The organism is Priestia sp. TGN 0903, assembly GCF_050846855.1.
GTDB lineage: Bacteria > Bacillota > Bacilli > Bacillales > Bacillaceae_H > Priestia > Priestia zanthoxyli.
Genome location: NZ_JBOZGL010000002.1, coordinates 429,616 through 453,669, shown reverse-complemented (window position 1 = coordinate 453,669; position 24,054 = coordinate 429,616). Strand labels below are relative to the sequence as shown.

The following is a 24,054-nucleotide window of genomic DNA, read 5'->3' as shown; positions in this document are numbered from 1 at the left end:
GCCATTAGGATGGCTGCAGCGCTTTTGTTTTTTTTATGCGATGTTTAATAAAGGCTATACAGAGCAGCGTAAGCGGAATCACTACGTGAAAAGGGATAAAAAGTAGCACCGGCATAATCGTTAAGCCTTCTTTTAAATGCTCTTGAAAATTACTTGCAATCGTCAGAGAAAAAAATAAAATCACCGTGCCAACAGGATATGTCAGCGCAGAAGGTCGTTTTACCTTAAACAGCGTGGAAAGCCCCACAATTACCGCGTAAAAAAAGACGCTGATTTTAACAAACCCTCCAATGACTAACGCAATCATAAAAAACACGTCTAGCCGCTCTAAAAAATCAGCTACTCTAATGCTCTCTACCGTACTTAAAAGCGGAAAGACCGACCTGTTAGTCAACCCTATCCCTAATACACTCACGTTAATCGCCATGGTGATTGCTAAGTTAATGCCGCTTAGTACAATACCGCAAAGGCCTACAAGCTTTACTTTTTTAGGATCTTTTACATATGGAAAAATCATCGTAAACACAACAGCTTCTCCATACGGAATATACAGAGTCTGAGTGGCGACTGTTTTTAAAACCGGCCAAATCCCATCTCCAAGTATTGGTTTTAAAGAAGTAAAATCAATTAATCCTGAAACAAAAATAAGCACAAATCCTGCTACAGCCAAGATATACATCAAAATAAACATGAGCTCTCCTGCCCGAGCCACTACTTCAAGTCCTTTGTGCACGGTATAAATAATCAACAGCATCAACATCGCGTTCACGACAAACAAAGGACTGTCGGGGTAGCCAAATGTCAGCAGCATTTCTCCAAAATCACGAAGTACGCGAGCGGCAGCATATGAAAAATGAAGCAAATATAAAAAAGCAAGTGCAGATCCCAAGACTTTCCCTAGCAGCTTTTGCATGTATTCTGTCGGCAGCATGTTAGGATAGTACCTATACAGCCGGTAGTAAATGAGGTAAAGCAATAAGCTCCCAAACATACCGAGTAAAATAGCAAGCCAGGCGTCTTGTTTTGCATCCATTGCAAGCGGAATGAGCAATGCGCTTCCATGTTCAAAAAGGACAATTAAAATAAAAAACTGCACAGAGCTAATTTTCACTTTTTCCACTCATTGCTCCCTCCTGTTTACTGGCGTTGTTTTACCGCATCAGACATAAACGACTTGTTTCGCAAACCTGCTCGTCTTACATACGCTTCTACTTTCACATCCATCTCCACTTCAGGAAAATACACATCGCTCCACTCATGCTGAAGCCTTTTCCACTGCCTCGGATAATTTTCGTGCACGACTTCTCCAAATCCCACAACGTCCGTCTGTTTTTTTTGAGCAAAAGCAAACGCTTCTTTTATTTCGTTTTCAATCGCTGCTTCTATTTTTTTTTCAATATCAAGAATCACAAATGGATTTTTAATATCTATAGGTACTTCCATTTCACCAATATCTCCTTCTACTCTAGTTCGTACAATCATCTTTGGTTTGCCGTTTACCATATTTGCACTCACGTTTGTTCGCTGACGGACGACTTGATAAGCAATGGCTTTCTTTTTATCTTTCCATGAAATATTCACATCTGTTCCCTGCACTTTATCCCGCAGCCACATCACGCCTCGCGCTTTTTTTCCATATAAAAATGTAATCAACTTCCCATCTTTAAACATGCCGAGTCCTTCTGCACGAAGAGTCGATTCAGGAGCAGTTTGCTGAAGATTTTGCAGCGTTTGGGCTTTTTGAGCGCTACCTCTTATTCCAAACCCTGACATCAGCGCTTGACTTCCCGGGGATTCAAGGTTTTTCATAACTTCTTGAGCCGATACTTTCATATGTTCTCCCCACTTTTGTTCGGTGAGCTCCAGCGTTTTAAGGACTTTATTAGCTGGAATTTTATCAATTGGCGTAAGAGATTTTACAAAACTGGAAGCTTTTACGCCGTTTGCAATGACCATATCAGATGTAATTCGAAATTCCGGATCTCGGTCAATGCCATCAATAATAACATCAATGCCCTCCGTTCTCGCTAGGCTTTCTCCGATCACAATTAAGTTTGTATGAGCGTAGTACAGTCTTCTTGATACCGTGCTCGATGCTCTTCTGCTTGCTTCTACTAAGTTTGCGCCTTTTGCTCCGTATACGGAAACAGACGGACTTTGGGTACCACCCCCGCCGCCTTGAAGACCGCCGGCTACGTTACCTGGATTAATAATTTGCAGCGTGATTTGATACTGACCATCTTTTGTTTTATCAATTCCCATCGCTGCGACAATCGCTAAATCGGTTAATTCCTTACTGCTCCAGCAGCTTGAAAGGATGCAAATCGAAAATGCCATAACTGTACATAAAAGCCCTTTACGCATCACTTTGATCGCCTTCTTTCACCGTAGTGTTTGCCATTCCCCGGCTTTTAGGAGGCATTGGCTGCTGGTTGTCTCCTTCTCTCACCATATTTCCACTACTGATGAGCCTTGGTCTTTGTCTAAGCGTCCACCACGGCATGCGAACAATGGTATCACCTGAATTGCTCGGAATAAATGGAGCAAGAGGCGTCATGTATGGAACACCGAATGAACGAAGACTGCAGAGATGAACAATCATCATTAAAAAGCACAGGATAATGCCATAAAACCCGAAAGTAGCCGCTGCAATCATAAAAACAAAGCGAATGAGCCGAGCAGAAATCGCAATGGCAAATGAAGGCGTCGCAAAGCTTGCAATCGCCGTCATCGCTACAACAATAACCATCGCTGGAGATACAATCCCTGCTTGAACCGATGCTTGCCCAATCACGAGCGCTCCTACAATTGAAACTGCAGAACCGATCGCCCTTGGAAGTCGAATACCAGCTTCTCGCAAAATTTCAAATGTGACTTCCATAATGAGCGCTTCAACCAAGGAAGGAAACGGAACATCTTCCCGCTGTGCAGCAATGGCGATGAGCAGCTTCGTCGGAACCATTTCTTGATGAAAAGTTGTGATCGCTACATACGTAGCCGGTGCAATCAGTGAAATAAAAAAAATAAGAATGCGTAAAAAACGAATCGACGTGGCAATATCAAAGCGCGAATAATAATCTTCAGGAGACTGAAAAAACTGAATGAAGACAGCAGGTGCAATCAGCACGAATGGCGTTCCGTCTACAAAAATCGCAATACGCCCTTCTAAGAGATTTCCTGCAACGATATCGGGACGCTCCGTGTGATACATTGTAGGAAAAGTAGTGTACGTTTGGTCTTCAATAAGCTGCTCTACATAGCCTGATTCTAAAATGCTATCGATATTAATTTGGTTAAGACGCTGCTTTACTTCTTTTACAATTTTGTCATTGGCAATCCCATTAATGTACATCATCGAAACGTCTGTCTGCGTTACTTTCCCAATCTTCATCGTTTCTACCCATAAGTCAGGCGATTTGATAATTCGCCTGACCATGGGCATGTTTTTAGCAATCGATTCCGTGAACCCTTCCTTAGAACCTCGAACGACAAGCTGTGTAGTCGGTTCTTGAATTGAACGCCACTCCCCGCCTTTCGTACCTGCACTCATCGCATGGTTGTTTCCATCTATCAAGATAAGCGTGTCTCCTGACATCAAGGCGGGAAACACTTCACTCCACGTATGTAAAATCGCAACGTCTCCAATTCCTACTACATCTTCTTTTAATAACGTAAAGGCGTTTTGAGGTGTTATTGGTTCAGAAAACACGTCATCTTTCATCATGGTGTCTACTAAAAGCTCTTGGATAGACTGATTGTCTACAATTCCGTCTATATAGATAACAGCCGCTTGAATGGCTGCCCTTTCCCCAATTTTTATATAGCGGATCACCATATCCGAGCTGTTCCCCGTTCGCTTTTTTATGTTAGCTATATTACCTTCAAGCGACTGCATCAGCAGTTCTTGTTCCTCTGGTAGCGAACCTTCTGTTTCCTTTTTATTGTCTTTGCTTTTTTTATTTTTAAATAAAGAAGGCACGATTAAAAACACCTTTCTTTTCTTTTTTTTAGCTTTTTCCAAATAAATGCTTTGTATGCAATTTTTAATAGAGCAATCAAAGCGTAAGACCAAAAAAATAACAAAAACTATCAGTAGAATGTTTTTGAAAAAAAAATAAAAACGGAGAGTGAGACATATGAAAATCGTTTGGATATCAGCTTTGCTGTTAGGATGCTTAATGGGATTTTCTATCGGCGTGGATATGATGCAAGGATTTAGTTTTTCCATGGCCTTGCAAAATGCCTACAGTCCGTTTCGTGTTATGGAGTTTGCTGAATTATTTGTCCTTTTTTTCCTTTTGTTCTGTTTTGTAGTTGAAGTATTTTACCGCTCATTTAAAGTAAAAAAAGCAAAACAGCAGCAAAAATAAAACTCCGTAAAAAACACATATTTCTCCTTTTTACCACCTATTCTCCTTTCCATTTAAATGTTATAATTTTCATAATTGGAGAAACTTTTACACGCCTTTCTTCATGGAAAGCTGTACGCTTAAACTACAAAATAAATATTAACTTTGAACTAAAAGGTGAAGAAATGATGAAAAAAAAATTAGCCGTTATTAGTACAGCTTGCTTACTTATTCTTGCAAGTGAACCCATCTCTTCTTATGCTACTCCTGATTCCCCGGATTCCTCTTCCGATGTTGTGGACCAGTCAACGGACGTGGATAAAACTGAAGATGTAAAAGCTATTTTTGACTCTCTCTATCAAGAAGGCTATTCCCTCGGAGAAGAAGATGGATACGCACAGAAAAAATTCGAGCAGTTCGATCAAACAACAGGACTGGACAAATCTTCTGAAGAATTCACGTGGTTTATGATGGGGTATACGGTAGGATATAAAAAAGGACAGCAGCAAAAAGAGGAAGAACTCAAGACTGAACAAGAAAATGAAATGGCTGCCGGCGAAGAGGAAGGCTATCAGCAAGGCGTCCTTGATTACAAACATGCTACTATTCAATCAGAAATCGACCCCTTCCCTTCTAAGTCATCCGACTGGAATAAAGGTTATGTTCAAGGCTACAAAAAAGCTATTTCTTTAATGGACCTATCTGTTAAAGCAAAAAAAGAAGGCTATGAACAAGGTCTTGAAAATGATTCGATGAGTGTTCCCAGCATGTATGATGATGAGGATGTCACACGTCAGGCTTTTACAGAAGGCTTCGAAACCTCTCAAGCCGAAGTACTGAATCAGCAAAAAAAGCAGTTTGAAAAGCAAGGCTACGTACAAGGCTATCACGACCTTCCACTCGAAGTACCTGCAGAAGCAGAGGGCGAATTGCAAACAGCCTTTGAACAAGGATATGAAAAAGGACAAAAACAAAAACAAAAAGACGTAAAAGCAGATGGATACGACTCAGCTTTCACTTATCAGACCTATAGAGCGCCTAAAAGTCTTCAGGACAAGCCTCAACTAGAAAAATGGTACAAAGCAGGTTTTTATTCGAATAAAGATGTGAAATCTTTACAGCAAAAAGCTTATAAAGATGGCTGGAAACTAGGAAAAGAAATGAGCGTTCCGAAAAAATACAAGCAAAATAAAGCTGCGGTGGCGATGTACAAGAAATATTTTGAACAAGGCCAAAAAAAGCAGGATAAAACAGTGAGTCATATCCTGCTCGGCAGCGGTATCGTTCTTACACTGCTTGCCCTTATCACGCTATGGAGACTTCGCCGCCGTAAAAATGAAGAGACAACACTAGATAGCTAAAGACAAGTACATAAAAAACCCGGAAAATCATGATTTTCCGGGTTTTTATGTTAAATAATCATTCGTTTATTTTCCGCAAGCTGAACTTCTTGCTCCTGTTTTGACTGATTTTGTTTTCGAATTTTCAAATAATAATAAACATAGCAGCCTATAAAGAAGATACCTCCGCAGTATAGCGCCATTCGCTGCTCAGGATCAAACGCAAGACTGATCATAACAATACAGTTCGTAATAAGCGCTACGATAGGCAGAACCGGATAAAGAGGTGCTCTAAATTTCAGATCTTCTACTTTTCCACCTTTAGCCACGTAAGCACGACGGAACGCAAGCAGTGAAGCTGTAATCGCAATCCAGCCAATTTGAGCGCCAAGTCCAGCGAGTGAAATCAGCCATACGAAAACGGTTTTAGCTGCCACTACGCTTGAAAGCAGCGAAAAACATGAAATCACAAGCGTAATTAATAGTGCATTAAACGGTACACCTCTTTTGTTGACTTTTCCAAGCGCAGGACTTGCCATTCCTTCTCTTGAAAGAGAATAAAGCATACGTGTAGCCGCGTAAAACCCAGAGTTTGCGACTGAAAGAAGAGCTGTTAAAATGATAAAGTTCATAATATCCGCCGCGTAAGGTACACCTACACTGTCTAACACAACAACAAACGGGCTTTCTACAACGCCTGCTTTTTCACGAGGAATCATACTTGCTAAGACAAACACGGATAAGACGAAAAAGAAAAGCGTACGCCAAACCGTTTGCTTGATCGCTTTTGGAATTGTTTTTTCCGGATTTTCACTTTCTCCCGCCGCAATTCCAATCAATTCTGTTCCTTGAAACGAAAAGTTCACCGTAATCATTGTAATCAGCAAAGCCGTTACACCGTTTGGAAACAGCCCTTCGGCAAAGAAGTTTGATAAAAGCGGTGCTTCCTGTCCGCTTTTCATATCAATAAGTCCAAACATTGCCGCTCCACCTACCACAATGAACATAATGATGGCGAAAATTTTAACGCTTGAAAACCAAAATTCTGTTTCACCAAATGCTTTAGCTGAAAGTGCATTTAGTGAAAAAATTAACGCTCCAAAAATGGCGCACCATAACCAAACAGGCGAGCCTGGGAACCATCTTTGCATTAACTGTCCGGCAGCTAAAAACTCAAGTGCAACCGTTACTGCCCATCCTAGCCAGTACAGCCATCCAATCGCAAAACCGGTTGCAGGGCCGATAAATTTAGTGGAGTACGTTTGAAACGATCCTGCAACTGGCATAGCAACGGATAATTCTCCAAGACACAGCATCGTTAGATACATAATGATCCCTCCTACTAAGTAGGAAATCATTGCTCCCATCGGACCTGCTTCATTGATGGTATAACCTGACCCAAGGAAAAAACCGGTACCAATACATCCCCCTAGTGATATCATAAAAAGATGCCTTGTTTTCATCGTTCTTTTTAATTCTCCTGGCTGTCCCTGTGGAATATTCATCCCATTTCCTCCCTTTGCTGCACAAAAATGAAATCGCTTTCATTTTTTTAGGTTTATTTTGTTTTTATAGCCGCTTATTAAGCAGCTCTTCCTGACTGAAGTCAATTGATGCCGGATGATTTTCAAATGGCGCCACCCCCGTAGCGAGGATGGCAGCCGCTTAGTCCTGTATGACCGTTTCTTGGATCATAAAAGATTTTCTCCACACGATACCTGTAAGTAGCTTTTTCTTATAAAAGCTTATCACCAAACAATGAACTCATTAACGCAACCGCTACTTCTGCAGTTTTGTTATGCTGATCTAAAATGGGGTTCACTTCTACAAATTCAGCGGATGTCACCATGTCTGCTTCCGCTAACATTTCCATTGCTAAATGACTTTCTCGGTAGCTGATGCCGCCTTTTACAGGTGTACCTACGCCTGGTGCATCATCTGGATCTAAGCCGTCCAAGTCCAGCGACAGGTGCACACCGTCTGTACCGCTTAAATAATCAATCGTTTCTTTCATCACTTGCGTCATACCTAAACGATCAATTTCATGCATGGTATACACTTTAATTCCTTTTTCTTTAATTAACTCTTTTTCACCATCATCCAACGAGCGTGCACCGATAATAACTAGATTTTCAGGTTTAATTTTTGGTGTATACCCTCCAATATTTAAAAGTACAGGATGTCCTATACCCAGGCTCACCGCTAACGGCATGCCGTGAATGTTGCCCGATGGAGATGTTTCAGCGGTGTTTAAATCACCATGAGCATCATACCAAATAACGCCTAAATTTTCTGAACCTTTCGCGACTCCTGCAAGCGTTCCAATTGCAATACTGTGATCTCCGCCTAATATTAACGGAAAGCGGTCTTGCTCTTTCACTTCTTCAACTCTTGCAGCAAGCTGTTCATTTCCGCTGGCTACAGCCGCTAAGTTTTTCAAATTCGTATTTTTATCCACGTCTGCCCGTTCTTTAATCTCTACTTTAATATCGCCTTCATCATGTACGGTATAGCCAAGAGCTTCTAAGCGTGTATTCATGCCCGCATAGCGGATTGCGCTCGGCCCCATGTCTACGCCCCTTCTTGTTTGCCCGTAATCCATTGGTACACCGATAATTGAAATTTCTTTTTTCATTTTCTATACCTCCGTTGCATGTTAGTCTGTGTGAAGTAAACATAGGCGTTTATTTAACTATGTATTTTTTCATTGATACAGCCCCTCGTCTATTTCTTATGCAAAAATGATGCCAACTTTGTTTGTAGCATTCTATCAGTCTTTTTATCACAGTTTTTCTTACACATGCCAAAAAAACTGTCGATTTCTACAACTTTTTGGCAAACTACGCAAATTTTTTTGTCGTTTGGTTTAAAATCGCCAATTTTATTTGCTTTCTTAAAAAGGAGTGAGCCAATATATAAATGAAACCTACGTTTACCATCGCAATAAAAAATCCGAACGCTTTAGATTCTCTATCAAGAATCAAACACGTTCGGATCTTCCTTCAACTAAGCTACTTTTATCCCATTTAATTTGTAATAACGTCTCCTTCTTCATCATCGCCGGTATCGTTTTCACCAGGATCTTTTTCTAATGAGATTACTTTCTTTTCTTCATCCCATTTCACTTTGTAGCCAAGTGATTTGGCTACTTTGATAACCGATAAATAGGAGTGGTGATTTGGCTTATACAGCTTTAAATCACTCGAATCAATGACGCCTAACCCTAGCAGCAGGCGGTCGGACTGAACGTAAGGCTTTCCATCAATCAGTTTTACTTGCTTATCAGTAAATGGATACACGGCACGGTTGACTTCGACCGTAAACTCTCCTTTTTTCTCTTCTTTAATTGGTTTTGGCTGTTTGGATACATATTTAATTGCGTCTACTCCTAATACCGTGCCTTGGCGCGTATTATCAGCACCTCCGTACATTTTCCCCGTTTCATAGTCATAGATAACCGCTTGGACATTTCCAATATGCTCTGGCTTTTCTTCAAACGCATGTCCTTTAGCCATCATTTCAAGGAGTGTATCTTGGCTAAAACCAGGTTCCCATCTTACGGTTGGATAGCCGCTTGAATAAATACGAGGCGTTAAAATCGCTTTTTGAATCGGCATCTTATGGTCAATAACATTCATAATCGTTTCTGCTACAGACGCAATAATGGTTGGGCCTCCCGGTGAACCAATTGCCATGAACGGCTTTCCGTCTTTTAACAGCATCGTTGGAGACATGCTGCTTCGAGGGCGTTTTTTAGGCTCAACCTGGTTCACGCCTCCCGGAGTGGCATCAAAATCCGTCATTTCATTGTTGAGCATAAATCCGTAGTCAGGAACCATAATTCCTGAACCAAAAACTTGTTCAATGGTAGTCGTGTAAGAAACCATGTTTCCCCATTTGTCTACAACAGAGAAATGAGTCGTTTGGCCGATTGGATTTTCTTCCGTTACCGTTGCTTTATTTGGATTTTCTTTTCCTTCATATTTCCAAGGGTCTCCTTCTTTAACATTAGGCGTTGCTTTATTTGGATTAATTAATTTACGACGTTCTTTAATATAATCTTCATCTAACAGGCCTTTTTTCGGCACTTCGTAAAAGTCTTCATCTGCCATATACGCCGCGCGGTCCGCAAAAGCTAAGTGCATCGCTTCCGTTAAATGCTGCAAATACTGTGGCGTATTGGAACCCATTTTTTCTACATCATAACCTTCCATTAGCTTTAAAATTTGCTGCACGGTTAATCCGCCGGAGCTAGGAGGAGCCGCACTAACCACATCGTAGCCTCGATAAGTTGTTTTTACCGGCTCGCGTTCTTTTACAACATAATTTTTTAAATCATCCATGGTCATGCTTCCATCGCGTTTTTGAACTTCTTTAACAAGCGCTTTTCCAATTTCTCCTTTATAAAGAGCGTCTGACCCTTCTTTTTGAATAAGCTTTAATGTTTTCGCAAGATCAGGCTGAACAAGCTTATCTCCTTCTTTTAACGGCTTGCCATTCGGTACAAATACATTACCGGCCGTTTGGTATCTTTCAAGCTTGTCCGCATTTTCATCGATATACTGAGCCATCGACCAATTCACTTTAATTCCTTGTTCCGCTTGAGTAATCGCAGGTTTAATAACATCTGATAAGTCCATGGTTCCATAATCTTCAAGGGCTGTTTCTACTCCTTTTAACGTACCAGGAACTCCAACTGCTTTTCCTGTTATGTGACGTTTACTGAAAGGAATGACTTTTCCTTTTGAATCTAAAAACAGCTTAGGCGTGACATCAGCCGGTGCCATTTCACGGCTGTCTAGCATCGTAATTTTATCTTTCTTTTTTTCATAAATCATCATAAAACCGCCGCCGCCGATACCAGACATCATCGGTTCCACAACGTTTAGAGATAGTTGAATGGCCGCTGCCGCATCTACAGCGTTTCCGCCTTCAGCTAACACTTTCCTCCCCGCTTCAGCAGCCAGCGGGTGAGATGCCGCTACAATTCCTTGTGTAGCACCCCGTTTCATTGAATGGTCGACACCCGGAACTTCAGCAGCAGCTGGTGTGACAACTAAACATAAACTAAATAACGTAATAGCCAACATCTTCATAACCTTCATCTGGGTCTCCTCCTTCAAATACATTATTTCACATCGCCTGAGACGATGGATTTCACGAAGAATAAATTGGTTTATTATGATATTTTTTACATATGCGTATAAATAAAAAGCAAAGTAAATCATACCTTTGCTTTTTTAGTTAATCGCATGTTTAACTTTTCTCTCTATTCATTTACAATTATCTATATTTTCTAACAATTTATCCATAGGCTGATAGTTTCTTACTATTTTTGGAACTATGTAGACTGAACGCTCTAATAATGTAGAAAATCTAGCAGTTAAGAAGTCGTTCGACTTACATGCACTTCTTAAATTTTTTATAAATATTCTTATTGTTATATAAAAAGCAATCCTTTATGAAAATCAGCATACGTTTTCTGAAAATCAAAAATAAAACAGGACTTTAGATTCATCGTCCTGTTTGGAGCATGTTTTCGACTTTTTTAATGTCCGCGTGCGTAGGATTGATTTCCCGAGCATAGGCGATTTGTTCTTTCGCTTTTTCCATTTCTTTTAATTGAATATAGGTTTTGGCGAGTTCGAGCGGCAGCATAATCCCTTCAAAACCAAGATCTTGCGCCTTCTGCAAATAAAACAGCGATTTTTCGTAATTCCCTCCAAACATGAGCGGAGTTTCCCGATATTTTATTCCTCGAACGAAGTGCGCCAAACTTGAAGATGGATTTAATGTTAATGCCTGATGAAGAGCCCGGTCCATTTCTAAGTTCAATACCATTTTTTCAAAGATAATTGATTCTTCGATTTGCTTTGCTAAACAAACGGCTAAGTAACAGTACAAATCAGATGCTTGAGGTTTTTTCTTCATTTCTTGTTGAATTTCGCGCTTGATCTCTTTCCACTTTCCCTCTTCTAGCTGATTCATGACGTATTGTGCATGTATTCCCACCTATTTGCCCTCCTTTTCCTCTTTATCATAAAGGATTTCTGCGCAAATGAAAAAAGTAAGTGTTCTTCATTCTTCACAAAAAACGTTACCATTAAAAAATAGGCAAATTTCTCAATCACTTAACCCAATTAGTACATAGGATATAGAGACTTTTATTAAAGGAGGTTACACATATGGGCGCAAAAGGCGGTTTTGGTTTTTCATTTATCGTTGTTTTATTTATCCTATTAGTAATCGTAGGGTGTTCTTGCTACTACTAATTTCTAGAGAGGATGAACATCATTCATCCTCTCCTATTTCAAAAAAACCATGCTTTCGCATGGCTACATACCGATTAGATGAATGAGTAGAGGAACTCATTGTTCGGCAATATTGAAGAAATTTTTGGTTTTTACTTCCGCCTAGTATGCCCTTTTTGACGGGGGCTATGCGCAAATAAAGTTAACGTTTAAAAGCGAAAGCCAGACGCACCTACAATAACAAGTAAAACAAATAACACGACGATTAACGCAAAATTTTGTTTTCCCACGTACCATCCCTCACTTCCTGTTATCTGCTTTTAGTGTATGCAACAGCTTGGCAAAATGTTTAGGACAGGGGTGCGGATTTTTCCAATGAGAAAAACCTTCAAATTTCGCCAAAAAAAGTGAATCATATTTTTGTTTCTTTCGTTATATATAGTAAGAGATTTTTTTACTATAAAAAAGGAGGGGCTTTAATGCGCCGACATTCCAAATTGCCCATTGTTCTTGTTTTTGCCTTCTTTTTATTCATCGCAACTGTTTTGTGCGTAACCTCTTATATGTCTTGAACGTATAAATAATATAAAAAAATCGCCTCATCGAAGGCGATTTTTCTATCCTAGCATTATATCTTCGTTTGGATAGCGAACGGCTTCACGCTTTTGCTTAGATAATGAAAACGCAAGCGTTAATGGCCCCACTTTTCCTAAAAACATGATAAAGATAATAATCACGCGTCCAAAGTACGAAAGTTCAGGAGTCGCTCCCATCGATAAACCTACTGTTCCAAACGCAGAAACAACTTCAAACATAATTTTTACAAACGGCAGGTTTTCCGAAATATTTAACAGGAAGATGGCCCCAAACACAAACATAATCGAAATCATCGTAATGGCTAGTGCCTTAAACACATGAAGAGGAAGAAGCCGTCTCTTTAACAGCACAATATCTTCCCTGCTTCGTAAAAATGCCCATACAGAAAAGACAATCACCACAAACGTTGTTAGTTTAATACCTCCTCCTGTTGACGCACTTCCTGCACCTATGAACATTAACATAACCATTAAAAATATAGTGGAATCATGTAGACTTCCTATATCGATACTATTAAAACCTGCTGTGCGTGTTGTTACCGCTTGAAAATAAGACGCCCACACTTTGTCTCCTAATGACAAACTTCCAAGTGTATGTGAATTGCCGTACTCTAAGAAAAAAATAAAAAGCATGGCAATCACGTTAATGGCAAACGTGCTGATAATCATAATTTTTGAATGCAGCGTTAGTTTTTTATACGATTTTTTTACCCACATATCAGCAAGAACGGTAAATCCTAACCCACCAATAATAAACAAAAAGGAAATCGTTATGTTAATAACGGGATCTCCTACATACTGAACTAAGCTGTCAGATAATAGTCCGAACCCTGCGTTATTAAAAGCTGAAATTGAATGAAACAAGCTAAAGAATAGCCCCTTAGACCATCCGAATTCCGGAACCCAGCGTATCGCTAAAAAGATAAGTGCAACAAACTCAATTAAAAATGAAAAGATAAACAGCCTTTTAACTAGCAGGACAACTCCGCCGACGCTCGTTTGATTTAATGCCTGCTGAACGAGCATACGCTCTTTAAATCCAATTTTTTTACCTAGCATCATAAAAATCAGCACGGCAAATGACATAATGCCAAGACCGCCTATTTGAATTAACAGCATAATAATCGTTTGACCGATGACGGTAAAACGCGTACCTGTATCTACGACGGCTAAGCCGGTCACTGTCATAGCGGAAGTAGATGTAAAAAGGGCGTCTACCCACCGGATTGGCTCAGTAGTAGAAAAAGGCATCATTAATAAAAGAGCACCAATAATAATTCCTCCGCCAAAAATGGAGACAAGCAGCTGCGGCGGCGTAAGCCTAACAATTTTTTTTTTCATAAGTTAAACTCCTTCTTCTTCAAAACGGTTTAAATCGCGATTATGTCCGATAACAATCAGCATATCTCCTTGTTCAATTGTTTCATGCGCCGTAGGCGAAATCACCATTTCCCCGTCTTTTCGCTGAAAACCGATAATATTACAGCCGTACTTTGCACGAATATTTAAATCAAACAGCGTTTTATTATGAAGTTTCTTAGAAGCGACAATTTCAACAATACTATAGTCTTTAGACAGTTCAATATAGTCAATAATTTTTTCTGACACCACGTGATGAGCAATCCGCTTCGCAATATCGCGCTCAGGATGAATGACTTTGTCCGCTCCTATTTTCTCCAGCACTTTTTGATGATACATATTCACCGCTTTTACCCATACTTGCTTAACGCCCATATCTTTTAAAAGCATCGTTGCAAGCACGCTTGCTTCAATATCGTCTCCAAACGAAATAAGAGCATGATCAACGTTACGAATGCCTAGCCCTTTTAAGCTAGCTTCATCAATTGCGTTCGCTTGCACGACATATGTAGCTGAGTTGCTATATTTCTTTACTACCTCCTGATTGCGGTCAATAGCGAGCACATCCACATCCAAATTAGCAAACTCTTCAACCAAACTGCCTCCAAAACGACCTAATCCCAATACAGCAAACTGTTTTTTCATAATGTATTTATTCCTTTCTTCAACTGCTGTGTGTTCTCTTAGCTTATACTTTTTCTAAAAAATTACATGTTTTTCTTAAAAAAAGCGCAAAAAAACACAGGAAGGCTCCTGTGTTTTTTCACACTCTTCCCCCTCAAAACGCTTGCGAAGTTAGCTGTCGGGTTCGGGTTTTAAGAGTAACCCTACCTTTTTAAGGATTCACCCCGGAGCACAATATGTGCGTAAATAATGGGTCCTCCGCTCCGTAATGGATTAAGCGATTTTTATTCAAATGTCTATGATCTATTTTTTAGAATAATCGATTCGATTCATGATACGTTTCACTTCACGAAAGCTATCTTACTCCTGTGGATTTTGTCTGTCAAGATATTTTTAGGGAAGACATCACTTGCGCTGCAAACTGCAAAAATCATATAAATCTAAACTGACAATCAGTTTGTGAAATTGATCAAACAAATTAATAACGGCCAAAAGCTCTAATAGCTGCGTATCACTGTAAAATTTCTTTAATTGATCCATATCAGCATCCGTCAAATCCCTTGGACGCACTCGGTATACATCTATAAATCGAAACAGCAGTCGATCTTTTTCTTCCAGCTCTTTTTCTCTTAACACTTTTTGATTAAGCGTCTTATCGCCTACATATGACATGCTCATACACGTCTCACAGCCGTTAACACCTGCTAGATAAAGCCTGATTTTTTCCTTAGTCTCTCTTTTTACTATATCACTGTTCCAAAGCTTGTCGTATAGCTCATCATACAACCTTTTTACATCTGGAATTAAATTCAGTGCTTTTTCAAAATTTGTTCCCTCTTCGTTTGTTAACAAAACTCTTGCCATTTTTTACTCACTCCTTTTTAATTATTATAGTAAGAAAAATGGAGATTTCAGATAACAAATAAAACATATTATCTGCTGTTACTAATCAAATGAAACATTAATATGAAAGAAGGTTTTCAATTGAAAATTGATGAAATTGATTTATCGATTTTGCAGGCACTGCAGCAAAACAGCCGTCTTTCCTTAAGAGAGCTAGGAAAACAAATTAACCTGTCTCCTCCTTCAGTGGCAGAGCGAGTAAGACAGCTAGAGAGCTTTGGTATTATAAAAGGATATACAATCGATATTGATTATGAAAAGCTGCAGTTGCCCGTCTCGTGTTTTATTGAAGTAACCATGAAAAACGGAGAGCACGAGCGTTTTAAAAGATTTATTTCTCAGTATCCCTATGCTTTATTCTGTGAACGCATCGCCGGACAGGCTTGCTTCATTACAAAGCTTCAGCTTCCTCACCTGCACGTACTCGAGCAATTTATTAACGAAATTACACCTTATGCCAAAACGATTTCACACATCGCCCTTTCTCACGTGGAGATGTCTTCTGCATTATTGAGTCATTTAAAAGATGAAAAGTGATTGAAACATACGTTCACCGTACTAACGAAAAGATCCGAACGATTCATCGTTCGGATCTTCTTTCCACTAAACTACTTCTGTCCTAGCCTCTTTTATTCGTCCAAAAGCATAAAAAATAACCCTCCAAAGCTGGAGGGTATAAATTTTCCGAATAATGAAAGTTTTACAACTTCATTCTATCAGGTACCGACATTTCTGTCTACTTAAAAATGTAAAAGAGCTCTCTATTAATAGAAAGCTCTTTTACCTGCTTGTTTTTTGAAAACAATCAATCTATATAAAAGGGAACTACCTAAGGTTAAAAGTCACGTGAAACCTTGGCAGTTGATCCTGGATATACCGGTTGATATGATTCAAAACAAGTTCTTTCATCATTTCTTCTTTGACTTCTGATTCCGTTTTTTTATCTTTTTGTTTTAAAATAAGAATATAATAGACTTTACCCATTTTAATGGGCTTACTACACTCTCCAATGTGCTGTTTTTTTAAAACATCTATAAAAGAGGGAGATAGATTCGAAAGCTTTAGATTATCATCATTCTCTATTTTGCTGATGGTCTGGACATCAGCATATTTTTTTTGAACGTCTTGAAGCGATGTTCCTTTTTGCAGCTCAGCCGCAACGGTCTCAGCATCATGTAAAGTTGTAAAAGTTAGCTGCGAAAAAGATACGCGCGTTACATCATTCTCAATACGTGTATAGTAAGCGTCTAGTTCATCAGACGTAATTTGTTTACGGAAATATTCTTCTAATTTAAACTGATTTATTAGCTGTTTAGTTACATCGCTAGAACGAATGTGCAAGACTTCATAGCCTTGTTTTCTTGTATCTTCGTCATATGAACGTTTGATTTGTTTCCACATATCCTCGACTTTTTTCTGTACCCTGTCACTTGTCTTTAGATGCGAAATTAAGATTTTTTGCATGACAAGCTGCCGCAACAACTCTTTGCGGTAGCTTGTATCATTTAGCGGAGCATCGGGATTTAAGAACCCTTCAACTGCTAAAAAACGATTGAATTCAGCTCCTGTCACCTTTCCTCCTTCATACGCTGCCACTTCTTTAGCAGAAGATAGCTGACTAATTTCTACAGAAGGAAACATCGTGTTTGAATGCTTCCCTCCGCAGCCTGTTAAAAATCCGAACGCTGTTAATACTGCTAGCAGCAGCTTTAACGGTGCTGAACTCATCCATTGTTATCCTGCTGCTCTGAAAGCTTCAGAGAAATAGTTTGTTTTTTTCCATTTCGGTACACGTCTAATTTTACCGTGTCTCCTACTTTGCGTTTTGTGTATAGATATTGACGTAAATCACTGGATGTTTTGACTTCATTTCCATCGATGGCAACAATCACGTCTTTTGATTGTAAACCAGCATCAGAAGCAGAAGAGAATGGTTCAACCGTCGTTACGACAACTCCTTCAGACGTATCGCTTGTTAGGCCTAGCTGATCTTGTTTTGTTGCAGCTGAAAGCTGACCTACATCTTGAAGACCTACCCCCATATATGGACGCGTTATTTTTCCGTTTTTCATCAGCTGTTCAATTGTTGGCTGCACTTCATCACTTGGAAGAGCAAAGCCGATTCCTTCTACATTGTCTTCTGAAATTTTCATACTGTTGATACCAACTACTTCACCGGAAGAATTGATCAAGGCACCGCCGCTGTTTCCTGGATTAATCGCCGCATCCGTTTGAATTGCATCTACGTTCCAATTCTCTGAAATAGGGACAGAGCGTTTTGCTGCGCTCACGATACCTTGTGTGACCGTACGAGAAAATTGTTCACCAAGAGGGTTTCCGATTGCAAGAACCGTTTCACCCGCCACTAAATCTGATGATTTTCCGAACTTCGCCACTTGTTCAACATTTTTGTCGGACATTTCAAGCACCGCTAAATCCGTTAGCGCGTCAGCTCCGACAATTTTAGCTTTTTCTTTTTGTCCGTTTGAAAGTGACACTTCTACTTCGCTTGCGCCGTCAATAACGTGGTTATTAGTCACAACGTAGGCTTTTCCATTTTCTTTTTTGAAAATAACACCGGAACCCGTTCCTGCTTCTTGCGTTTGGGTATCTCCAGAAAATGGATTTGTTTGCTGTTGAATATTGTTCACGCCTACAACAGCAGCTGATACTTTATTTACAACTGAAACAAGATCTGACTGATTCACGGTTGTGCTTACTGTTCGAGGCGTTGTGCTCGTTGTTGTTGCCGTTTGAGTCTGCGTTGTTTGATTCGCTGTTTGCGTATCCGCTGAATCCATTAACCCTAGCTGCGGAGCGCCGTATAGCACAATTCCTCCCCCTAGCACTGCTCCCGCGATGGAAGATGCGATCACTGGAAATAAGCGTCTTTTTGGAGGCTGTGATGATGACGCAGGCTGATACTGATCATAGCGCCGCTGGCGGTTTTCATATTCTTCTTTTCGTTCTTCCTCTCTTTCATAATCACGTGGATCCATGAAAATCACTCCTTTTAACGTAGCAAATTTTATGTTATCTATACTATAAAATAAAAGTTTGGGATAAGTATCAAAACAATATGTGAAATTGTGAAAAATTTCTTTATAACAGCAAACACGTAGTATAATAGCGGGTACATAAACCTTTAAAGAAACGCGCATAGATGGCGCAATATGCTTTATTTACCTTAATTTTCATATATTCAGAGGAAGGTGTCAAATTTGAGCTTTACACTATATTTAGTAGAGGATGAACAAAATTTAAACGAAGTTTTAACCCTTTACCTTCAAAAAGAAGGCTGGGACGTTCGCTCATTTTTTAACGGCACGGACGCAAAAGAAATGATTGCAACTCCTCCGCACCTGTGGATTTTAGATATTATGCTGCCTGATATTGACGGGTATCAGCTCATTCGCGAAATCAAGCAGCAAACGCCACATGTGCCTGTTATTTTCATTTCAGCACGCGATGCCGATATTGACCGGGTTCTTGGACTTGAAATGGGCAGCGACGACTATTTATCAAAGCCTTTTTTGCCTCGTGAACTAGTTATTCGAGCAAACAAACTGCTAAACCTCGTATATGGTTCCAATCAAAAGAAAACCGATACCATTACGCTGACTCCTTATGAAATCGATTTACATACGCGTACAGTCAGTGAAAATGGAAAGCCGATTGATTTGACGTCTAAAGAATTTGATTTTCTTGTCACTATCTCAAAAGACCTTGGACAGGCTTTTTCAAGGGAGCAGCTGTTGAATCTCATTTGGGGAGAAGATTATTTCGGCACAGACCGAGTGGTGGATGATTTAGTGAGGCGCGTGCGTAAAAAAATGCCGCAAGCACGAATTGAAACGATTTACGGATACGGATACCGGATGATGAAAGCATGAAAAACAAGTCGCTTGCATTTCAAATTTGGCTCGTCATCTCGGGTATTTTACTGCTCATTTCAATTTTGCTCGCTATTTTATTCCCAACGACGCTCAGGCAGTTCTTCACGAATGAAATTTATACCACTATTGAAAATGAACAGCATATTTTAAAAGAATACGGCCTGCCAAGCCGCTCAGGTGAATACTACTTTAGCAATGAAGACAGTGAACCAACGCTTGGCAATCGAACCGTGGATCATATTTTATTGCCTGAACATGCGGATATCTCTTATTTTTCATCACGGGTGTTGCCTCAAGACTTTTTGAGAAAAGCACAGGAAGATGCAATCAGTCAGCGGAAAATCGTCGCTCGCTATGAAAAAGATCTCGGCAACCGGACGCTTTTTTATGTGATTCGAAAAGTAAGCGTAAACGGACAGCCTGCTTTTTTACTTTCATTTTCGTGGGATACGTATCGCAACGCGCTCACTTCTACTCTTTTTAAACAGCTGCTTCTTGTCATTTCAATTGTATTTCTATTCAGCTGGCTTCCATCTATTTGGCTATCAAGATACTTAAGCAAGCCGCTTGTATCGCTTGAAAAAGATGTAAAAAAAATCGCTGAACAAAATTGGCATGAACCTGTTACAGTCAACCGTTCCGATGAAATCGGCAAGCTAGGCGCGTCCATCGAGCAAATGCGCAAAAGGCTCGTATCTAAAGATGAAGCACAGCAAACGCTGCTTCAAAATATTTCACATGATTTAAAAACACCGGTAATGGTTATTCAAAGCTACGCTCAGTCGATTCAAGACGGCATTTATCCAAAAGGTGATTTATCCCAAACGGTAAAAGTCATTGAAGATGAATCCAAAAATCTTGAGAAAAAAATCCGCGATTTGCTTTACTTGACCAAGCTTGACTATATGTCCACTCACCAGCTTGCACAAGACGACTTTGATTTTACTGCACTTCTTCATGAAGTAGTGGATCGCTTGCGGTGGAGGCGCCCTGAAATACAGTGGGAATTTGACGACGTAAATGCAACGATTAAAGGAGACAAAGAGCTGTGGACAAAAGTCCTTGAAAATGTACTCGACAATCAGCTGCGCTATGCTGATACGAAGGTTTCACTTTCACTTGCTAAACACCAAACGAACGTTCAATGTACCATCAGCAACGATGGTCCGCCGATTGATCAAAGCGTGCTTCAACACTTGTTTGAACCGTTTAAAAAAGGAGCAAACGGTGAATTCGGTATTGGCCTAAGTATCGTAAAGCGTATTGTTACGATGCACGATGCAGCCATTACGGCTGAAAACACAGACGCCGGAGTGACGTTTTCACTTACTATTCCTATATAAACTAAAAAGGCAAGGGAGTCGACTCCCTTGCTTTTTTATGAAAAAACCGATGTATATGCATAAAGAGCTGGTGAACCCCCCGAGTGAATGAACACCACATTCTCATCTTTTTTAAAATAACCTTTTCGAATTAAATCAATCAGGCCGGCCATCGCTTTTCCCGTATACACAGGATCCAATAAAATTCCTTCCGTACCGGCCACAAGTTTGACTGCTTCCACCATCTCTTCTGTTGGAACAGCATAGCCTGGACCGACATATTCATCCATACAAACAATATCTTCTTTTTTAAAAGGCGTTTTGCTATGTAAATGATCATAAAGTTCACTCGTCAGCTTGGCAACTTTCATCTCTTGCTCTTCTTTAGCACGACTCACATTCATTCCAATAACAGACACCCCGCTTTGAAGGCCTTGAAAGCCTGCCACTAGCCCTGCGTGCATGCCTCCGCTTCCGCTTGTGCAAACTACGTGGCTAAGCTTTATTTGTTGCTCATAGCTTTGCATAAGCAGCTCCTGTGCGCAGGCAGCATAGCCTGTTGCACCGATAACATTTGAACCTCCTACGGGGATTAGGTACGGCTTATGACCTTTTTCACTTAGCTCGCGCGCTACTTTTTCCATTTCCGCTGTCAAATCCGAACCTTCAGCGACAAACCGCATGTCATGAGCTCCTAATAAATGATAAAGAAAATAGTTTCCCGTCGGCTGATCACTTGCTTTATTTTCCCCTTCTTCTAATACGAGCACGCATTTCATTTGCTCTTTTACGGCAGCAGCAAGCGTCAAACGACAGTGATTGGATTGTATCGCACCGCACGTTACAAGCACGTCTGCCCCTTGTGCTTTTGCATCAGCTACTAGATATTCAAGCTTACGCGTCTTATTTCCGCCCCCTGTCAGTCCAAGCATATCATCGCGCTTCATATAAATTGAAGGTCCGTTTAACTGCTGAGATAAAACCGATAGCTTTTCTAAAGGTGTAGGGGAATCCGTATATTTTCTTCTAGAAAATTGCGTTAAGTTCATGCTCTCATCCTCTCTTTCATATTTGTTCTATTTTACCATATAGAAGCTTTTGAAGAGCTTTTTACGAAAGGGCTTTCTATAACTTGTATACATAAGAACAAGTAGTCAACATACATTAAACCATATAAACAGTTTGAAGGAGTGTTTTCAATGAGTGAAAAAGCAGTACTTTGCAGCGTCTCACGAGTAGTCAAATCACAGCACATTTTTCCAAATGACCTAAACAATCACCACACCCTTTTTGGCGGCAAAATTGTCGCTGACATGGACATGACGGCTTCTCTTTCAGCAGCTAAACATTCCAGAAAGTCGTGTGTTACAGCTTCCATTGATCATGTTGACTTTATCGAGCCCGTCACAGAAGAAGATTTTATTTCATATGAGGCATTCGTTGTTGTCACAGGAAAAAGTTCCATGATTATTTTTGTTAAAGTCATTGCCGAAAATTTGTTAACGGGCATTAAACGTATTGCTGCTACTTCTTTTCTTACCTTCGTCGCATTAGAAAATGGGAAGCCTGCTCCCGTTCCTCAAGTTATTGCTCAAACTGAAGAAGAAAAAAGCCTTCAAAAAGTAGCTCTTGAACGAAAAGAGTCCAAAAAAACGCAGGTTGAGCACAGCAAAGCAATTGCGCGCATCTTATCTAAATCTTTGCGCAGCAGTAATTAAGCTCTTCATCTAAAAAGCAGCTGTCTGCTTTTTAGACGAAGTTTTTTAGATTTCACATTGTTATTTAATGTGATATGCGATATATTGGTTTTATGAAAAATAACATTCAACCTCTCAAACGACTTTCCCTACGGGAGGAAGTCTATCAAACACTTAAACACAATATCGTTATGCTTGAATTTCAGCCGGAACAAAAGCTTCAGGATAAAGAACTGGCTGAGCAATTTGGAGTTAGCCGCACTCCTGTTCGAGAAGCATTAAAAAGGCTCGAAGATGAAGGCCTTGTACAAACGACACCTGGTTCTTCTACAAAAGTGGCTCCATTAAACCTTGAGGAGGCAAAACAATCCTTTATTGTCGTCGCAGCTCTTCATGCACTTGCTGCTAAGCTGGCTTGTACTTCATTGCAAGAAGAAGATATGGGCGAACTAATCAAACATAATCAATCTCTAGAACATGCAATCAAAACAAGAAATGTACTGAAAGCGATCGAAGCGGATGAAGCATTTCATTCCGTTTTTTTAAACCGAGCGAATAATTTAGAGCTAGAACGTGTTGTAAAACAAACAAGCGCCAAAATTCAACGTCTGGAAATCGCTCGCTTTTCTTCTCTTGCTAGCCTTGCTTCCGTTGATCAGCACAAAGAAATCATAAATGCTTGCCGTCAAAAAGATTCCGCACTGACATCACAGCTTGTCGAAACAAACTGGCTGACACTAGGTGAAGCGCTGACAAGTGAGGAGGAAGCAAAGTGAAGCCTCTTTTATTAGGCGTTGCTGCATCATTCTTTTTTGCTTTTACATTCGTTTTAAATCGAGCGATGGATTTATCTGGAGGCAGCTGGGCGTGGAGCGCATCTCTGCGCTATTTTTTTATGGTACCTCTTTTGCTTATGCTTGTTTATTTTTGGGGTGGCATCAAACCTGTGGTGGCAGAAATAAAAGCCCAGCCGCAAAAATGGCTGCTATGGAGCACGGTCGGATTTGGCTTATTTTACGCTCCTCTTTGTTTTGCTTCCGCCTACGGTCCCGGCTGGCTTATTGCAGGAACTTGGCAAATCACGATTTTATCGGGGTCTCTCCTAGCTCCTTTGTTTTACAAGGAAGGAAAAAAGCGAGGAGCCATTCCTTTCAAGCAGCTAGGTTTTTCGTTTATTATTTTAATAGGAGTTGTGCTCATGCAGCTTGAGCATGCGACTGAACTGTCGGCGGCTACTGCCTTGCTTTGTACGATTCCCATTTTAATTGCGTCTTTTGCGTATCCGCTTGGCAACCGTAAGATGATGGAGCTGTCGTCGCTTAATACGTTTCAGCGCGTGCTTGGAATGACGCTTTCAAGCCTGCCGTTTTGGATTATTCTTTCTGTCTATGCCTACTTGACCGATGGACTACCAAAACCAACTCAGATGTATCAAAGCAGTTTAGTTGCTTTACTTTCAGGAGTGTGTGCAACGGTTTTATTTTTTGCGGCAACTGACCTTGTGAAAAAAGATTCTCACAAGTTAGGTGCAGTTGAAGCTACACAATCGATGGAAGTTTTATTTGCCCTGCTAGGAGAGGTCTTCCTTCTATCAAGTCCTTTGCCATCGATTCTTTCTTGGGTTGGAATGGGAGTTATCGTATCAGGCATGGTGCTTCACAGCTACCAAACGAGTCATAAAAAAGCTATACCTCAAAAAGAATTGACCTACTAATCA

At 40.2% G+C, this 24,054-nt stretch carries 23 protein-coding genes and 1 riboswitch; of the genes, 9 read left to right on the top strand and 14 right to left on the bottom strand.

Annotated features, from left to right (window positions below):
- Positions 1-4: 4 nt before the first annotated feature.
- The 3 genes from ACRPLY_RS08700 to ACRPLY_RS08690 are packed head-to-tail and all read right to left on the bottom strand — an operon-like array spanning position 5 to position 3,979.
- Positions 5-1,120 carry a GerAB/ArcD/ProY family transporter gene (locus ACRPLY_RS08700; RefSeq protein ID WP_028415005.1) on the bottom strand — a complete coding sequence of 372 codons (1,116 nt, stop codon included), beginning with the start codon at positions 1,118-1,120 and terminating at the stop codon, positions 5-7.
- A gap of 17 nt (positions 1,121-1,137) precedes the next feature.
- Positions 1,138-2,367 carry a Ger(x)C family spore germination protein gene (locus ACRPLY_RS08695; RefSeq protein WP_028415006.1) on the bottom strand — a complete coding sequence of 410 codons (1,230 nt, stop codon included), beginning with the start codon at positions 2,365-2,367 and terminating at the stop codon, positions 1,138-1,140.
- On the bottom strand, positions 2,357-3,979 hold the full coding sequence (locus tag ACRPLY_RS08690; RefSeq protein WP_047749992.1) for a spore germination protein: 1,623 nt from the start codon (positions 3,977-3,979) through the stop codon (positions 2,357-2,359). Before ACRPLY_RS08690 ends, ACRPLY_RS08695 begins: the two co-directional genes overlap by 11 nt.
- A 157-nt stretch (positions 3,980-4,136) precedes the next feature.
- Between ACRPLY_RS08690 and ACRPLY_RS08685 the strand changes: the two genes are divergently transcribed.
- Positions 4,137-4,370: a hypothetical protein gene (locus ACRPLY_RS08685; protein WP_028415008.1), complete on the top strand. Its 234-nt coding sequence runs from the start codon at positions 4,137-4,139 to the stop codon at positions 4,368-4,370.
- A 167-nt stretch (positions 4,371-4,537) separates the two neighbouring features.
- On the top strand, positions 4,538-5,710 hold the full coding sequence (locus ACRPLY_RS08680) for a hypothetical protein (RefSeq protein ID WP_432231736.1): 1,173 nt from the start codon (positions 4,538-4,540) through the stop codon (positions 5,708-5,710).
- Between the two features lie 50 nt (positions 5,711-5,760).
- On the opposite strand, the gene ACRPLY_RS08675 is transcribed toward ACRPLY_RS08680, so the two are convergent.
- The 4 genes from ACRPLY_RS08675 to ACRPLY_RS08660 all read right to left on the bottom strand — a co-directional run bounded on the left by ACRPLY_RS08675 (position 5,761) and on the right by ACRPLY_RS08660 (position 11,701).
- Positions 5,761-7,194: an amino acid permease gene (locus tag ACRPLY_RS08675; RefSeq protein WP_432231735.1), complete on the bottom strand. Its 1,434-nt coding sequence runs from the start codon at positions 7,192-7,194 to the stop codon at positions 5,761-5,763.
- 230 nt (positions 7,195-7,424) lie between these two features.
- Positions 7,425-8,324: an arginase gene (rocF, locus tag ACRPLY_RS08670; protein WP_034270538.1), complete on the bottom strand. Its 900-nt coding sequence runs from the start codon at positions 8,322-8,324 to the stop codon at positions 7,425-7,427.
- A 391-nt stretch (positions 8,325-8,715) separates the two neighbouring features.
- On the bottom strand, positions 8,716-10,794 hold the full coding sequence (gene ggt / locus ACRPLY_RS08665) for a gamma-glutamyltransferase (RefSeq protein WP_325076609.1): 2,079 nt from the start codon (positions 10,792-10,794) through the stop codon (positions 8,716-8,718).
- Positions 10,795-11,203: 409 nt separating this feature from the next.
- Positions 11,204-11,701: a tetratricopeptide repeat protein gene (locus ACRPLY_RS08660; protein WP_028415012.1), complete on the bottom strand. Its 498-nt coding sequence runs from the start codon at positions 11,699-11,701 to the stop codon at positions 11,204-11,206.
- 173 nt (positions 11,702-11,874) lie between these two features.
- Here ACRPLY_RS08660 and ACRPLY_RS08655 point away from each other — a divergent pair, with 173 nt between their 5' ends.
- On the top strand, positions 11,875-11,961 hold the full coding sequence (locus ACRPLY_RS08655) for a YjcZ family sporulation protein (RefSeq protein ID WP_016765201.1): 87 nt from the start codon (positions 11,875-11,877) through the stop codon (positions 11,959-11,961).
- Positions 11,962-12,149: 188 nt separating this feature from the next.
- Here the strand turns inward: ACRPLY_RS08655 and ACRPLY_RS08650 are convergent, their stop codons facing one another.
- From ACRPLY_RS08650 to ACRPLY_RS08635, 4 genes are all read right to left on the bottom strand, one after another.
- Entirely contained in the window at positions 12,150-12,230 is an 81-nt protein-coding gene (locus ACRPLY_RS08650) for a YjcZ family sporulation protein (protein WP_016765202.1), read from the bottom strand.
- A 327-nt stretch (positions 12,231-12,557) separates the two neighbouring features.
- A complete protein-coding gene (locus ACRPLY_RS08645) occupies positions 12,558-13,877 on the bottom strand; it encodes a TrkH family potassium uptake protein (RefSeq protein ID WP_432231734.1) in 1,320 nt (439 codons plus the stop codon).
- A 3-nt stretch (positions 13,878-13,880) separates the two neighbouring features.
- Complete coding sequence (locus ACRPLY_RS08640) at positions 13,881-14,540, bottom strand: potassium channel family protein (protein WP_098999628.1); 660 nt, start codon at positions 14,538-14,540, stop codon at positions 13,881-13,883.
- Positions 14,541-14,664: 124 nt separating this feature from the next.
- Positions 14,665-14,809: riboswitch (cyclic di-AMP (ydaO/yuaA leader) on the bottom strand.
- Between the two features lie 115 nt (positions 14,810-14,924).
- Positions 14,925-15,383 carry a carboxymuconolactone decarboxylase family protein gene (locus tag ACRPLY_RS08635; RefSeq protein ID WP_028415015.1) on the bottom strand — a complete coding sequence of 153 codons (459 nt, stop codon included), beginning with the start codon at positions 15,381-15,383 and terminating at the stop codon, positions 14,925-14,927.
- Between the two features lie 120 nt (positions 15,384-15,503).
- Here ACRPLY_RS08635 and ACRPLY_RS08630 point away from each other — a divergent pair, with 120 nt between their 5' ends.
- Positions 15,504-15,959, top strand: a complete 456-nt coding sequence (locus tag ACRPLY_RS08630; RefSeq protein WP_028415016.1) for an Lrp/AsnC family transcriptional regulator — start codon at positions 15,504-15,506, stop codon at positions 15,957-15,959.
- A gap of 288 nt (positions 15,960-16,247) precedes the next feature.
- Here the strand turns inward: ACRPLY_RS08630 and ACRPLY_RS08625 are convergent, their stop codons facing one another.
- Together ACRPLY_RS08625 and ACRPLY_RS08620 are read right to left on the bottom strand one after the other, a co-directional pair.
- Positions 16,248-17,150, bottom strand: coding sequence for a peptidyl-prolyl cis-trans isomerase (locus ACRPLY_RS08625; protein WP_033579916.1), 903 nt, complete (start codon positions 17,148-17,150; stop codon positions 16,248-16,250).
- Positions 17,147-18,421, bottom strand: a complete 1,275-nt coding sequence (locus ACRPLY_RS08620) for a S1C family serine protease (RefSeq protein WP_034270556.1) — start codon at positions 18,419-18,421, stop codon at positions 17,147-17,149. The genes ACRPLY_RS08625 and ACRPLY_RS08620 overlap by 4 nt, the downstream gene beginning before the upstream one ends.
- 222 nt (positions 18,422-18,643) lie before the next feature.
- Between ACRPLY_RS08620 and ACRPLY_RS08615 the strand changes: the two genes are divergently transcribed.
- Both ACRPLY_RS08615 and ACRPLY_RS08610 read left to right on the top strand, forming a co-directional pair.
- Positions 18,644-19,315 (top strand): response regulator transcription factor, encoded by a 672-nt coding sequence (locus tag ACRPLY_RS08615; protein ID WP_028415019.1) that lies wholly within the window; start codon positions 18,644-18,646, stop codon positions 19,313-19,315.
- Positions 19,312-20,661, top strand: a complete 1,350-nt coding sequence (locus ACRPLY_RS08610) for a sensor histidine kinase (protein ID WP_033579914.1) — start codon at positions 19,312-19,314, stop codon at positions 20,659-20,661. Before ACRPLY_RS08615 ends, ACRPLY_RS08610 begins: the two co-directional genes overlap by 4 nt.
- A gap of 35 nt (positions 20,662-20,696) precedes the next feature.
- Here ACRPLY_RS08610 and ACRPLY_RS08605 read toward each other — a convergent pair whose 3' ends face one another.
- Complete coding sequence (locus tag ACRPLY_RS08605) at positions 20,697-21,689, bottom strand: D-cysteine desulfhydrase (RefSeq protein ID WP_028415021.1); 993 nt, start codon at positions 21,687-21,689, stop codon at positions 20,697-20,699.
- Positions 21,690-21,839: 150 nt separating this feature from the next.
- Here ACRPLY_RS08605 and ACRPLY_RS08600 point away from each other — a divergent pair, with 150 nt between their 5' ends.
- From ACRPLY_RS08600 to ACRPLY_RS08590, 3 genes are all read left to right on the top strand, one after another.
- A complete protein-coding gene (locus ACRPLY_RS08600; RefSeq protein WP_028415022.1) occupies positions 21,840-22,358 on the top strand; it encodes an acyl-CoA thioesterase in 519 nt (172 codons plus the stop codon).
- Positions 22,359-22,432: 74 nt separating this feature from the next.
- Positions 22,433-23,113: a GntR family transcriptional regulator gene (locus ACRPLY_RS08595; protein ID WP_028415023.1), complete on the top strand. Its 681-nt coding sequence runs from the start codon at positions 22,433-22,435 to the stop codon at positions 23,111-23,113.
- Complete coding sequence (locus ACRPLY_RS08590; protein ID WP_033579913.1) at positions 23,110-24,051, top strand: DMT family transporter; 942 nt, start codon at positions 23,110-23,112, stop codon at positions 24,049-24,051. The genes ACRPLY_RS08595 and ACRPLY_RS08590 overlap by 4 nt, the downstream gene beginning before the upstream one ends.
- Positions 24,052-24,054: the final 3 nt, after the last annotated feature.

Excerpts from the sequence above, each read along its gene's own strand:
- ACRPLY_RS08685 (WP_028415008.1), top strand. The coding sequence starts at position 4,137 with ATGAAAATCGTTTGGATATCAGCTTTGCTGTTAGGATGCTTAATGGGA.
- ACRPLY_RS08680 (WP_432231736.1), top strand. The coding sequence starts at position 4,538 with ATGAAAAAAAAATTAGCCGTTATTAGTACAGCTTGCTTACTTATTCTT.
- ACRPLY_RS08675 (WP_432231735.1), bottom strand. The coding sequence starts at position 7,194 with ATGAATATTCCACAGGGACAGCCAGGAGAATTAAAAAGAACGATGAAA.
- rocF (WP_034270538.1), bottom strand. The coding sequence starts at position 8,324 with ATGAAAAAAGAAATTTCAATTATCGGTGTACCAATGGATTACGGGCAA.
- ggt (WP_325076609.1), bottom strand. The coding sequence starts at position 10,794 with ATGAAGGTTATGAAGATGTTGGCTATTACGTTATTTAGTTTATGTTTA.
- ACRPLY_RS08655 (WP_016765201.1), top strand. The coding sequence starts at position 11,875 with ATGGGCGCAAAAGGCGGTTTTGGTTTTTCATTTATCGTTGTTTTATTT.
- ACRPLY_RS08645 (WP_432231734.1), bottom strand. The coding sequence starts at position 13,877 with ATGAAAAAAAAAATTGTTAGGCTTACGCCGCCGCAGCTGCTTGTCTCC.
- ACRPLY_RS08640 (WP_098999628.1), bottom strand. The coding sequence starts at position 14,540 with ATGAAAAAACAGTTTGCTGTATTGGGATTAGGTCGTTTTGGAGGCAGT.
- ACRPLY_RS08635 (WP_028415015.1), bottom strand. The coding sequence starts at position 15,383 with ATGGCAAGAGTTTTGTTAACAAACGAAGAGGGAACAAATTTTGAAAAA.
- ACRPLY_RS08625 (WP_033579916.1), bottom strand. The coding sequence starts at position 17,150 with ATGAGTTCAGCACCGTTAAAGCTGCTGCTAGCAGTATTAACAGCGTTC.
- ACRPLY_RS08620 (WP_034270556.1), bottom strand. The coding sequence starts at position 18,421 with ATGGATCCACGTGATTATGAAAGAGAGGAAGAACGAAAAGAAGAATAT.
- ACRPLY_RS08610 (WP_033579914.1), top strand. The coding sequence starts at position 19,312 with ATGAAAAACAAGTCGCTTGCATTTCAAATTTGGCTCGTCATCTCGGGT.
- ACRPLY_RS08605 (WP_028415021.1), bottom strand. The coding sequence starts at position 21,689 with ATGAACTTAACGCAATTTTCTAGAAGAAAATATACGGATTCCCCTACA.
- ACRPLY_RS08600 (WP_028415022.1), top strand. The coding sequence starts at position 21,840 with ATGAGTGAAAAAGCAGTACTTTGCAGCGTCTCACGAGTAGTCAAATCA.
- ACRPLY_RS08595 (WP_028415023.1), top strand. The coding sequence starts at position 22,433 with ATGCGATATATTGGTTTTATGAAAAATAACATTCAACCTCTCAAACGA.